Annotated in this window: 9 protein-coding genes; 5 read left to right on the forward strand and 4 right to left on the reverse strand. The window is 72.2% G+C overall.

Going from position 1 to position 12,327, the window contains the following annotated elements:
* The first annotated feature begins 242 nt into the window (after positions 1–242).
* The 3 genes from ElP_RS27335 to ElP_RS27345 all read left to right on the forward strand — a co-directional run bounded on the left by ElP_RS27335 (position 243) and on the right by ElP_RS27345 (position 3,287).
* Entirely contained in the window at positions 243–1,898 is a 1,656-nt protein-coding gene (locus tag ElP_RS27335) for an IS1182 family transposase (RefSeq protein ID WP_145269764.1), read from the forward strand.
* A gap of 343 nt (positions 1,899–2,241) precedes the next feature.
* Positions 2,242–2,847 (forward strand): site-specific integrase, encoded by a 606-nt coding sequence (locus tag ElP_RS27340; protein WP_145275666.1) that lies wholly within the window; start codon positions 2,242–2,244, stop codon positions 2,845–2,847.
* On the forward strand, positions 2,844–3,287 hold the full coding sequence (locus tag ElP_RS27345; RefSeq protein WP_145275668.1) for a site-specific integrase: 444 nt from the start codon (positions 2,844–2,846) through the stop codon (positions 3,285–3,287). Before ElP_RS27340 ends, ElP_RS27345 begins: the two co-directional genes overlap by 4 nt.
* A 79-nt stretch (positions 3,288–3,366) precedes the next feature.
* On the opposite strand, the gene ElP_RS27350 is transcribed toward ElP_RS27345, so the two are convergent.
* The 4 genes from ElP_RS27350 to ElP_RS40055 form a co-directional block, all read right to left on the reverse strand.
* Entirely contained in the window at positions 3,367–3,795 is a 429-nt protein-coding gene (locus ElP_RS27350) for a hypothetical protein (protein ID WP_145275670.1), read from the reverse strand.
* Positions 3,796–4,048: 253 nt separating this feature from the next.
* Positions 4,049–8,761, reverse strand: a complete 4,713-nt coding sequence (locus tag ElP_RS27355) for a serine/threonine-protein kinase (RefSeq protein WP_145275671.1) — start codon at positions 8,759–8,761, stop codon at positions 4,049–4,051.
* Positions 8,758–9,135, reverse strand: a complete 378-nt coding sequence (locus ElP_RS40050; RefSeq protein ID WP_231749283.1) for a sigma-70 family RNA polymerase sigma factor — start codon at positions 9,133–9,135, stop codon at positions 8,758–8,760. The genes ElP_RS27355 and ElP_RS40050 overlap by 4 nt, the downstream gene beginning before the upstream one ends.
* A gap of 24 nt (positions 9,136–9,159) precedes the next feature.
* Positions 9,160–9,402: a hypothetical protein gene (locus ElP_RS40055; protein WP_231749284.1), complete on the reverse strand. Its 243-nt coding sequence runs from the start codon at positions 9,400–9,402 to the stop codon at positions 9,160–9,162.
* Positions 9,403–9,893: 491 nt separating this feature from the next.
* Here ElP_RS40055 and ElP_RS27365 point away from each other — a divergent pair, with 491 nt between their 5' ends.
* On the forward strand, positions 9,894–11,039 hold the full coding sequence (locus ElP_RS27365; RefSeq protein WP_145275673.1) for a TIGR03032 family protein: 1,146 nt from the start codon (positions 9,894–9,896) through the stop codon (positions 11,037–11,039).
* Positions 11,040–11,140: 101 nt separating this feature from the next.
* Positions 11,141–12,298 carry a choice-of-anchor Q domain-containing protein gene (locus tag ElP_RS27370; protein ID WP_145275675.1) on the forward strand — a complete coding sequence of 386 codons (1,158 nt, stop codon included), beginning with the start codon at positions 11,141–11,143 and terminating at the stop codon, positions 12,296–12,298.
* The last annotated feature ends 29 nt before the right edge of the window (positions 12,299–12,327 follow it).

Raw genomic sequence — 12,327 nt, forward strand, 5'->3', positions numbered from 1 at the left:
CGCCTTCTGCCCGGCTCTTTCGCACGATCTCCGGATTTGAGATCTCGACTTTCAAAACTTGATCACAAGCACGGGGCCTAGCTTGGCGCCTTCCGACATCCCGGAGTCGTTGCCAGGAGGCGATCGGGGGAGGGATGTGCGGGCCTGCCTTCGCCTTTGATCCTGCTGGCGAATCCGAGATCGACCAGCGGGTGGGGCTTACGCTACGTCCCAGGGGAATCCCACCCGGACGGAGCCCGCACATGTCGCTTCACCCACGGCCGATCGGATCGGTGCCCGAGGAGGCCGCCCGCGTCGCGCACGCCGCCTTCCCCGGTGGCAACACCTACATTGCCCTGCGCGATGAGCTGGGCACGATCTTCCGAGACGACGACTTCGCCGACCCGTACCCGAGCCGCGGCCGCCCCGCTGAGTCCCCCTGGCGGCTGGCCCTCGTGACCGTCTTCCAGTTCGCCGAGGGGCTGTCCGACCGCCGCGCCGCCGACGCGGTGCGCGGGCGGATCGACTGGAAGTACGCCCTCGGCCTGGGGCTCGACGACCCCGGCTTCGACGCCTCGGTCCTCTGCGAGTTCCGGGCGCGGCTCGTCGCCGGCTCGGCCGAGGGGCGGCTGCTCGACGCGCTCCTCGATCTCTGCCGCGGGCGCGGCTGGCTGAAGACCCGCGGCCGCCAGCGCACCGACGCGACGCACGTCCTGGCCCGCGTCCGCAACCTCGACCGGCTCGAGTGCGTCGTCGAGACGATGCGCCACGTCCTGAACAGCCTGGCAGCGGCGGACCCAGAGTGGCTCCGCCGTCAGGCCCGGGCGGAGTGGGTCGAGCGCTACGGCCGGCGAGCCGAGGAGTCCCGGCTCCCGGACTCCGAGGAGGGCCGCCGCGCCCTCGCCCGGGAGGTCGGCAAGGACGGCCACGCCCTGCTGGCGGCGGCCTACGACGCCGGCGCCCCGCCCTCGGTCGCGCGATCGCCGGCGGTCGAGACGCTGCGCCGGGTCTGGGTCCAGCACTTCCTGGTCGAGGCCGGCGGGCTGCGTTGGCGGGCCGAGGGTGACGGCATCCCGCCCTCCGCCGCGTCGATCAACTCGCCTCACGACTCCGAGGCCCGGTACGGCAAGAAGCGGTCGACGATCTGGGTGGGCTACAAGGCCCACCTGACCGAGACGTGCGACGACGAGTCGCCCCACCTGGTCGTCCAGGTGACGACCGCGCCGGCGCCGGCGGCCGACGGCGATGCCCTGGCCGGGATCTACGAGCAGCTGGGCCGGAAGGATTCGCTGCCGGGCAAGCACCTAGCGGACACCGGCTACATCGACGCCGAGCTGCTGGTCAGCAGCCGCCGCGACCACGGCGTGGAGCTGATCGGGCCGACGCGGCCGGACTACGGCTGGCAGGCCCTGGCCGGCGGCGGCTTCACGGCGTCGGACTTCGCCATCGACTGGGAGGGCAGCCGGGCCACCTGCCCGGAGGGGCGCGTCAGCTCGGGGTGGACGCCGGCCGTGGAGCGGGACCACACCGAGGTCGTGCACATCAAGTTCTCGAGGAAGGACTGCAAGCCCTGCCCCGCCCGAGAGCGGTGCACGGGGGCGGCGAGGCGGTCGCTGACGATCCGGGCCCGCGAGCCGTTCGAGGCGCTGAGGGCGGCCCGCGCGCGGGAGGAGACGGAGGAGTACCGGGCCGACTACGCCCACCGCGCGGGGATTGAAGGGACGATCTCGCAAGCGGTCCGGGTCGCCGGGCTGCGGCGATCGCGCTACGCGGGTCGGGCGAAGACGCACCTCCAGCACCTGGCGACGGCGGCCGCGATCGACATCTTGCGCGTCGTCGACTGGCTCGCGGAGGCACCTCGAGAAGCGACCAGGACGTGCGCCTTCGTCCGGCTGATCACCGCGGCCGTCCCGGCCTGACATTTCGCCAGCAGGATCGCAGGTGGTGCCGCCTCCATGTGAGTGCACCGATCATCTCGGCCATCGACGCAGGCTCGAGGATCGAAGCACCGAGGCCCGGCGTCCACATCGCGAGCGCCTCGGGCGCCTGCCGGTTAAATGCATCGGACCGAAACTCCGCATGACCGTACGACTCGCTGCATCCGGCAAAGCCGCCAGGCGCGACCGCCTCTCGTTGACTTTCGAGCCCGACCGCATCGGCGTGCGTCCGATCATCACGCCTGAATCCGACAAGACGGCTCGGGCTGGGACCCGCAAACCGGCCGGTTGAAGCGGCGAGAGTAGTGTCGCCGGAGCCGATGCGATGCCGACGAGCATCAGGACGGCCGCGGAGGGCTACTTCCGGGCCAAGGCCCTCTCGCGGGGGACACGCAACGAGTACCTCACGACCCTCCGGAAGTGGGAGGAGTGGGGCGCCGGCACGCCGATCGAGCAGCTCCAGCGCAGGGACATCCGCGAGTTCCTCGACCGGGTCCACGAGCAGGCCGTCAGGGATCGGGGGACCAACCCCGGCCGCACGGCCAACAAGGCCCGCGAGCACCTCCGCGCCATCCTCTCCTGGGCCTGGGAGCAGGAGCTGATCGAGGCGCCCCCGCGGTTCCCCGGCCCCAGGGACCAGCGCGACGTGGCCGGCCGCCACTACCTGACCAAGGCCGAGATCAACGCCCTCTACTTCGCCACCTACAAGATGGGGCGGCCGCGGGGCTGGGACGCCGCGTACCCGGTCGGCCGGTACTGGCGTGCCGCCCTGGTCGTGTTCTTCAACTACGGCGTGGACACCGGGACCGTCTGGCGGTCCACGCCGGCCCACGAGCCGATCCTCAGGCGGCACGTCATCTGGGACCGGCGATCGCCGGACCGAGAGGCGAAGGAGCAGTCGCCCGGGGATGGCTGTTCTACCGCCGCGTGAAGACCGGCAAGGCGTTCTACCGGCCGATGAACCGGGTGTTGCACGCGCACCTGCAGGGCCTGATGCCGAACGACCCGCAGCCCGACGCTCCTATGTTCCTCGGAGGCGGGGCCCGGCCCAACGCCCGCTTCCAGGCCCTGTGCGAGCATGCCGGCATCAAGCCGAGGCTGGACGTCGAGACCGGCCGGGAGGAGCCCTGGGAGCTGAAGGACCTGAGGAAGACGTGCGCGACGTACCACGACGAGCACGTGCCGGAGTCGTCGGTGGAGATCCTCGGCCACTCGGTCGGCGGGATCACGTATCGCCACTACGCCCACCGTGCCCCGCTGGCCTTCCGGGCGATCATGACGCTACCGCAGCCGAGTGCGTTCTCGACCATCCTGAGGGGGAAGGACGGCGAGTGCACGTGCTGCCGGCGGCGGTTCGCCGACGCCGCCTGACGCGGCCGACCACACCGAAGCGTGCACCGTTCCCGGCTCAGCTTGGGCGCGACCCGGGCCGACCTCGGGGTCGACGCCGTCACTCGGCCGGGGGCGGCAGGGCGAGGTCTAGCTCCGCGACCAGCAGCTCGACCTCGGCCAAGGCCCAGACCGCGTCGGCCTCGACGCCCGGCAACGCGGCTCGCGCCCTGAGCGCGGCCTCGCCCGCCGCGTCGTCGTGGCCGAGGCGATGCTCGGCAAGGGCGAGGAACAGCCAGTCCTGGAACACGCCGCCGCCGGGGTCGAAGCCCATCCCCTCCCGCAGGGCCCCCACCGCCTCCTCCTGTCGGCCGGCCCGATAGAGCAGGGCGCCTCGTGTGTTGAGGAACGCGTGCCGGACCTGCCGGATCTGATCCCTGGCCCCGGGGTTCGCCTCCGCCGCCGCCGTCAGGCGGCCCAGGGCGTGGTCGATCCAGGCGAGGGGCGTGGCCCAGTCGTCGGTGGCGCCCGGGCCGAGGGCGAAGATCATCGCCGCGTTGTTGGCCTCGCCGGCGGAGAGGTCCGGGCCGACCAGCGGGAGCAGCCGCGCGACCCCGCAGGGCTACCGCGCGATAGGTGCAGCGTCCTCCTGCAGGGCCATTTCCCCGGCGATTCCTATCCGGAGCCGCATGAGAGGCACTTCATGCTGATGGACAAGCAGGGCTCCGATGTCGCTCACAGGCTTCCGAGTATCGCAAGAAAGACCGGCTGGGTAGGCCATTCAGTCGGAAAGTCTTACGCCATCAGAAGTTCATAGTGCGGTGACCCTGCGCGACCCCGTCGCACTCCGACCGGTAGCCGGCGGCGTCGACGGCCTTCAGGCAGGCGAGCCACTGGCGGTAGCGGACCATCGTCGGGAGCCCCGGGCCGCGGCCGGCGCCGCCGAAGAGGGCCGCGGATCGCCCCCAGTCGCCGGAATCGGCCGCCTGGTCGGCCGCCTGCGCGATGATCCCCGGCTCAGCCCCTCGGCGGATCGCCTCGTCGAACTCGGCGACCGCCCGCGACGGGCTGGTCCGGCCGGCCCTGAGCACGTATAGGGTCCAGTCCTCCGGGGTCAACGCGATGGCCCGGTCCGGGTTCCACAGGGCCGCCTCGCCCCGGCCAGCCATCTCTTCGTCCACGGCGGTGACCCGGAGCCAGTCGGACAGGACCTGGGGCGACGGTGCCAGCCCCCGCACCGCGGCGTAGGCCGCGTCGGCCTCGTCGCGACGGCCGGCGGCCGCGAGGACCCGGCCGCGTCGGGCGGGGATCGTCCAATCGACCGGCCGCTGGGCGGCCAGGCGGTCGAGGTGCCACTCGGCCCCGAAGGCGTCGCCGTCCTGCTCGGCGTCGTCGGCGGTCGCGTCGTGCCAGTCGGCGTCCGGCCGGGAAGGGACCAGGGCCGTGCTGCCCTCGCCCACCAGCCTCGCCCGGAGTGACTGCCACTCGTCGGCCGGGACGGTGTCCAGCCCCTGGTTGTCGTCCATCCGCTGGCCGGTCATCAGGGCGACGCGGTCCGACAGGCGGTCGAGGTCCGGCTCGGCGAACGGGGCGGGCACCGGCCAGCGGCGGACGGTGCCGTCGGCGGCCACGCCGACGCACGTCTTGCCGTCGGGGGTGAAGCTTACCGCGAGGATCGGGCCGATGAGCACGGCCGGCGGGCCGATCGGCTTGCGGGCGGCCACGTCCCAGAGCTGGGCCGACCCGTTCTCGTGGGCGGTCAGCAGGGACGCCCCGTCCGGGCTGAACGCAAGGTCCCGGATCGGGTCGGGATGCGAGAGCCAGCCGGCGGGGAGCGGGGCGAGCGTGCCGCCGTCGAGCAGGCGGACGCCGAGGTTCGCCGACGCCGCGACCATCCGGCCGTCCGGCGAGAATCGCGTCTTGCCGTCGCCGTCGAGGGGCCGCTCGCCGAGGAAGTGGCCGGACGGGACCTCCCAGAGGCGCAACACGCCGCCCACGTCGCGCAGGGCCACGGCCCGATCGTCCGATCGGAATCGGGGCGTCTCTCGGAGGAAGTGGCTCGGGGCGGGATACGGCACCCGGACGGCCACCGACCCGGACGCCACCTCCCAGACCAGGAACTCGGGCGACTTGGACCAGTCGGGCGCCTCGACGACGGCCAGGTATCGGCCGTCGGGGCTGAAGGCGACGCCCAGGACGATGTCGTCATGCTGGAGGGGCGGGCGGACCTCCTTCCCGGCCCGCCAGTCCCAGAACTTGACGAGCCCGTTGGGCCCGTAGTCGCCGGCGGCCAGGGTCTGGCCGCCGGGGCTGAACGCGACCGACGCGACGTAGTTGCCGTGGGGCAACGGGGGCCCGGCCGGCCTCCCGGTGGCCGCCTCCCAGACCTGCGCGGTCCCGTCGAAGCTGGCCGAGGCGAAGTGCCGGCCGTCGGGGGCGAACACGGCTTGCCGGATCAGTGCGGAGTGGTGGATGCTCGTCACTCGGGCCGCCCCGGTCGTCGCGTCCACGAGGCGCAGGTCGTGCGTATTCTCGGCCACCTGAGTCCAGTGCTCCGGCAAGTAAGGCCAGAGGATCGCGCCCGCGCCGCTCGGGTCGAACTCGGCGTCGGAATAGGCGGCCGTCCGTCCCGGTCGCCGTGCCGATTCGGCGGGCGACAGCGCGGGCCGGCTGTGGGGACGAGGGAGCCGCCAGAGTCGCCCGCCCCCCTCACCGATGCCGACCCAGCTCGCGGCGAACCGCCCGCCCGGGCTCTGTTCCCACCAGGCATTGTCGCTCCGCTGCCAGCCCGGGTGATTGAAGCGGACCCCGGACGGCCGGGGCGGCCAGGTCCCGGTGTCGTGGAACCGACCATCGACCTGGGAGGTCACGGATCGGCCGTCCGCCGATCGGCCATAGAACATGGAGCGGAAGGGGGTCGGGATGCCGGGCCCGAGCACCTCGGGCGTCGTCGCCGACCAGCGATGCAGCTGGTCGTCCTTGATCACCAGCGCGGTCCTCATGAGGTTCTCGAAGTGGAAGATCCAGGGCGCCCCGTCCCCGACCTCGGGCAGTTCCTGATGGACGGGCGGCTCGTCCCCGACCACGGCGAAGCGGATCTGTTCGAACCGCTTCGCGGCACGCTGGACCCAGAGGATCGCGGAGTTCCCGTCGGGCGACAGGGCCAGGTAGGCGTCGGGCCACCGGTTCGCGGTCTCGCGGTCGGACACGGCATCGACGACGACCCGGCCGCTCGCCGCCTCCCAGGCGACGACCGCCGCCGTCCGCCACAGGCGGGTCCGGTCCGCGTCCGCAACGCCCCCCCGGTCGTCCGGGCGCAGCCCCCAGACCAGCCCGACGAAGTGGCGCCCGTCCGGGGTGACGGCCAGGCGATTGACCGGCCCGGTGGTCGGGATCGGCGGCTGGACGGGGCGGCCCGACACCGGGACTAGCCGGTGCAGCGTCCATCCATCGACGAAATCCGCCCGGTCCGGCGACGCGACCCACAGGCTCCGACCGTCGGCCGCGAATTCCATCGCCGCGTTATCCCGGACGAGGAGCTGGATCGGCGGGCCGACCGGTCGGCCGGTGTCGGTCCGGACGCACCAGATCTCGTCCTTCCGGGCGGCCACGGCGAGCCATTCGCCGTCCGGGGAATAGGCGATCTCCGCCGAATGGAACCTGTCGGGCCAGATCTGCTCCAGGCCCGGCAAGGTCTCGGCCCAGGCGGCCAGGTTGGCCCGGATCGCGTGCCCGAGCGGGGCCGCTTGCGGGTCGTCCGCCGGGATCGCTTTCAGCGCCCGCACGAACAGGTGCAGCGCCCGGGCCGGCTCGCCGGCGCGGGCGTCCTCGATCCCCCGGTCGAGCAGCAGCTCGGCGGCCTGCAAGGCGGCGGCGTTGCGGGCCCACTTCTCCGCCTCCCGGTCCCGGTCGGCGTCGGCGTGCGCGGCGATCTCCGCCTTCGCCGTGCGGACGGCGTCCTGGCGCGCCGCTCGTTCGGCGTCCGCCGCGAGCCGACGGTCGTCGGCCAGGTCGGCCATGTGGCCGGCGACGACCAGCGAGACCGCCGTCGAGAGGACGAGCACGGCGGTCAGGACCGCGCCCAGCACCGCGATCCCCGGGTGGTGCCGCGCCCATCGGGCGTAGCGATCGGCCGCCGACGCGCGTCGGGCCTGGATCGGATCGTCGTCGAGGAACCGCCGCAGGTCCTCGGCCATCGCGTCGGCCGAAGAGTACCGCCGCTCCGGGGCCTTTTCGATCGCCTTCAGGACGATCGTCTCCAGGTCGCGGGGAATCCGGCCATCGAGCGATCGGGGCCGGTCCGGCTCCTCATTCTTGATTTGCTCGATCAGCCTCAGGCGGTCCGCAGACGCGTAGGCCGGCCGGAGCGTCAGCAACTCGTAGAGGGTCAAGCCCAGCGCGGAGATGTCGGCGCGGGCGTCCCCCTCGCCCCGGAACCGCTCCGGGGCCAAGTAGCGGAGCGTGCCGAGGAGGTCTCCCGTGGCGGTCAGGCCGTCGTCCTCGTCCCTGGCCAGGCCGAAGTCGGCGATCCAGACGACCCCCTGCGTGTCCAGCAGCAGGTTCGAGGGCTTGATGTCGCGATGGACGATGCCGCCGGCGTGGGCATGGGCCAACCCGTGCGCCGCCTGGCGGCCGATCCGCGCCACGCTCCGGAAGAACGGCTGGCGGCGGCCGGAAGTGTCGACCTCCGAGACCTGAGTCCCGCCGGGCAGCACCGCCGAGTTTGACACGCCCGGGGCCAGCGGGGCCGGTGGCCGGTCCCCGATCGTGACCGTCGGCGTGAGTCCCGAAGGCGTGATCGAGTCGAGCGGCTCGGTCCCGGTTAGGACGGTGGGCGATCCCAGCCCTTCGTTCGGGGGCCGACCGCCCAGGAGCGATACCGCCACGCCCCCGGACGTGCGCTCCAGCGGACCCGCCGTCGCGGGCGCCTCGGTCCCCGAGGGTCCGGGTCCGCCCGATTCGTAATCGGGAGCACGAAGCCGCACCAGCTCGTCGATGACCTGGTCGAGTCCCTGCCCCCGGATCAGTTGCATGGCGTAGAAGGCGAAGTCGCCCTCCCGGCCCACCTCGAAGACGGGCACGATGTTGGTGTGGTGCAGCCGCGCCGCGGCCTTGGCCTCGCGGCGGAACCGCTCCAGCGCCCTGGGGTCGTGCGCGACCCGGTGGGGCAGGACCTTCAGCGCCACCCGGCGGCCCAGGCTGACCTGCTCGGCCTCGTAGACGACCCCCATGCCGCCTCGGCCGATCTCCCCGAGGATCCAGTAGTCGCCCAGTCGCCACGCCCGACCCTCGATCACACCCCGGGCGGCCGGTGCCGCATCGTGGACGTCGACGTCGACCGAGAGATCCTGCTCGACGCGCACCAGGGCCGGCAACAGCCTGCGGATCGGCCCGGCCAGCTCGGGGTGACGGGCGGCCAGGTCCTCGATGCTCGGCCGCTCGCCGGCGCGATACCGTGCCAGGAACGACGCGGCGACGACCTCAAACGGATCGCGATCGGACGTCTCGTCGCTCAAGATTCGCCCCCGTCCACGCCCCCCGTCAGGTCGGCCAGGGTCTTTTCGAGACGTTCCAACGCCCGGGTGTACCGCTTGCTCGCCGCCGCCCTCCCCAGGCCGAGCGCCGCGGCGGCGTCGCCGTTGCTCATCTGCTCGTAGTGGCGCAGGACCAGGACCTCCCGGTCGATCGGGTCCATGCGGTTGAGGGCCTCCTGCAGTTGCAGCTTGCGCTCCGCCCGCACCGCCGCCTGGCTGGGGCTGGTCAGCTTGCCCAGCAGCCGGGCGGCAAGGGCTCCCGTGCTCGCGCCGGGCATGGCGCCGCGGTAGATCGAGACCTCTCGGCCGACGTCGCGGCCGGGCCGGGCCAGGTAACGCCGGTGGCACTCGGCCACGCGCTGCCCGACGAAGAACCGCAGTCAGATGTAGATCGACACGGACGGGTCGCGGACGTACTCCTCCAGCCGCCTGATGGCGTCAATGTACCCCTCCTGGATCACGTCCGAGGCGCCGACGCGGCTCTGCAGCCGCGGGTCGAGGCGCAACGCCACCATCCGCCGCATGCGGGCGCGGTAGCGAGCCATCAGCTCGACGATCGCCTCCCGATCGCCGGCGGCGACGCGGGCGACGAGGTCGGGCACCTGACCAGGCGGTGGGGACATATCGTTCATCTTAAGATTTCATACTGCCAACCGCAATCCGCCCGCGACGGCTCCACCCGGATCGAGGCTGCCTTCGCCTGGGTAGGCCGGATGCCTCATGAACCGGCGTCTTCGAGATTCTCCCACGCAACCTGTCTCGCACCGCCGCCGGCTGGCAGTACCGGAGTATGTGCCTGAAATTGCCCGTGGTCGCCGACGCCCGACGCATCGACGCGACCGAGGAGGAATGCCAGGCCGCCGTCCCCCCCGGGCAACACATGGTCTCACGGTGTGGACGAGGTGCATCGGGCTAATCATCGGGACGAGGCGACCGCGTCGGGAGATGCGGTCCACGGGACGGACACCTCGAGAGGAACATTCGCCTGGCCGGACGCTGACCGTTTCACGTCCGCCTGCTACGGGAAGCCCGGATTGGTCCACGCGCCGTGAGACTCGACCCCGGCCTTACGCGACCGGCACCTCGCCACATACAACGAAGGTAGTCACGAATCATGACGACCGCGGTTTCCCCGTCCGAGCCGGCGCCGTCCCTTGCCCCCACGGAGGTGGACGCCCCGACCCCGTTACGGGCGGTCCACACGGCGAACTTCCCCGCGTTGCTGAGGCAGATCGGCGCCTCGCTCCTGGTCACCACCTACCAGGCCGGCAAGCTGGTCATGGTCCGCGACGAGGGGGACGACCTCAACACCCACTTCCGCGGCTTCCAGGCCCCCATGGGCATGGCCCTCTCCGGCGGCCGGCTGGCCGTCGGCACGGCGATGCAGGTCTGGGAGTTCGTCGACGTCCCGGCCGTCGCCGCCAGGCTCGCGCCGCCGGGCCGCCACGACGCCTGCTTCCTGCCCCGCTCCTCCCACGTCACCGGCAACATCCAGGTCCACGAGATGGCCTGGGGGGCCGGGGAAGAGCCCTGGGTGGTCAACACCCAGTTCTCCTGCCTCTGCACGCTCGACCGCTCGGCCAGCTTCACGCCCCGGTGGCGACCGCAGTTCGTCACGGCGCTCGAGCCCACGGACCGTTGCCACCTCAACGGCCTGGCGATGGACGACGGCCGCCCGCGGTACGTCACGGCGCTCGGCGAGACCGACGCGGCGGCCGGCTGGCGGGCCGGCAAGGCGAAGGGCGGCATCGTGATGGACGTGGCCAGCGGCGAGGTGATCGCCAGCGGGCTGTCGATGCCCCACTCGCCGCGTTGGCACGCCGGGCGCCTCTGGGTCTGCGAGTCGGGCGCCGGGACGTTCGGGTTCCTCGACCCGGAGTCGGGCCGGTACGAGCCCGTTGCCGCCACGCCGGGCTTCACCCGGGGGGTCGACTTCGCGGGCCACCTCGCCTTCGTCGGGCTCTCGCAGGTCCGCGAGAGCGCCGTCTTCAGCGGCATCCCGATCACCGAGCGGCTCACGGCGGAGGAGCGGACCTGCGGCGTCTGCGTGATCGACCTGAGGAGCGGCCAGGTGGTCGCGCTGCTGCGGTTCGAGACCGCCATGCAGGAGGTCTTCGCCGTGACGTTGCTGCCGGGCAAGCGGTACCCGGACCTGATCAACGACGACGTGAAGCTGATGCAGAACTCGTTCTCGGTCCCCGACGAGGCGCTGGCCGACGTGCCGGCGGCGCTGAAGGGGACTACCGAGCCCGCCCGCTGAGCGGCGGGCGGCCGGGCCCGGCGCGTCCCGCACGGGACCACGATGCAGGCGTGAATTCCATCCCTTAGTTCGATGTCCTTCAATGTTTGAGGTGCGACAGGATGAGCGTCCGAACCCACGCAATCGCCCGGCTGAGTGACGATTCCAGGCGAACCAGGGACCGTAGCCGGCGGCTCCTGCGGCCGACGCTCCTGGCGCTGGAGGATCGGCGATTGCTCTCGACGTTCAGCGTCACAAGCACGTTCGACGACGGCAGCGACGACACGCTTCGCTGGGCCGTCGCCCAGGCGAACTCGAACGCGGGGGCCGACACGATCGCTTTCGACGGCGCCGCGTTCGGCTCGCCCCTGACCATCACGCTGGGCGGGACGCAGCTCGAGCTGAGCGACACGACCGGCCCGACCACGATCGCCGGCTCCCAGGCGGGCGTCACGGTCAGCGGTGGCGGCGCCAGCCGGGTCTTCCAGAACGACGAGGGGGCCTCCGCCTCGCTCACGGACCTGACGATCTCCGGGGGCCAGGCCGACGCGGACGGCGGCGGGATCCTCAACCGGGGGACGACCGAGCTGATCCGGTGCACGGTCAGCGGCAACACCGAGGGCCTCGGCTTCGGCGCGACCGACCCTGGCCGGGGAGGCGGCATCCACAACAGCGGCACGCTGTCGGTCACCAACTCCACGATCGTCAACAACCAGGCCCGGTACGCCTACTTCTTCGACAATTCCACCAGTTACTACTCGTACGTTCCCGGCTCCGGTGGCGGGAGCTTCAGCAGCGGCGCGGTCACGGTGGCCGGCTCGACCATCACGGGCAACTCGTCTGGGTACGGCGGCGGCGCAGGCATCGACTACTCCGGCGGGACCGCCACGCTGACCGACACGATCGTCGCCGGCAATGCCGGCAACGATCTTTCCGGGCCGGTCCCGGGGACGTACAACCTGATCGGTTCCGACGACTCGAGCTGGCTGGTGGACGGGGTCGACGGCAACCTCGTCGGCGTGTCCGATCCGGGGCTGGGGGCCCTGGGCAACTACGGCGGCCCCACGCAGACGATCCCGCTGCTGCCCGGCAGCCCGGCGATCAACGCCGGCACCACGGCCGGGCGTCGGCGACCGACCAGCGTGGCCTGGGCCGGTTCGGCGCCGTCGACATCGGCGCCTTCGAGAGCCAGGGGTTCACCTTCGCGGCCGTCGCCGGCAGCACCCCGCAATCGGCGTCCATCGGCGCGGCGTTCGCCAACCCACTCGCGGTCTCCCTGACGGCCAACAACCCGTTCGAGCCGTTCTAC

It is taken from the genome of Tautonia plasticadhaerens (genome assembly GCF_007752535.1).
GTDB classification, from domain to species: Bacteria; Planctomycetota; Planctomycetia; order Isosphaerales; family Isosphaeraceae; genus Tautonia; species Tautonia plasticadhaerens.

Bases quoted from the DNA above. Each gene is read 5' to 3' on its own strand.
- ElP_RS27350 (WP_145275670.1), bottom strand. From the start codon at position 3,795: ATGATCTTCGCCCTCGGCCCGGGCGCCACCGACGACTGGGCCACGCCC.
- ElP_RS27365 (WP_145275673.1), top strand. From the start codon at position 9,894: ATGACGACCGCGGTTTCCCCGTCCGAGCCGGCGCCGTCCCTTGCCCCC.
- ElP_RS27340 (WP_145275666.1), top strand. From the start codon at position 2,242: ATGCCGACGAGCATCAGGACGGCCGCGGAGGGCTACTTCCGGGCCAAG.
- ElP_RS40055 (WP_231749284.1), bottom strand. From the start codon at position 9,402: ATGTCCCCACCGCCTGGTCAGGTGCCCGACCTCGTCGCCCGCGTCGCC.
- ElP_RS27370 (WP_145275675.1), top strand. From the start codon at position 11,141: ATGAGCGTCCGAACCCACGCAATCGCCCGGCTGAGTGACGATTCCAGG.
- ElP_RS27335 (WP_145269764.1), top strand. From the start codon at position 243: ATGTCGCTTCACCCACGGCCGATCGGATCGGTGCCCGAGGAGGCCGCC.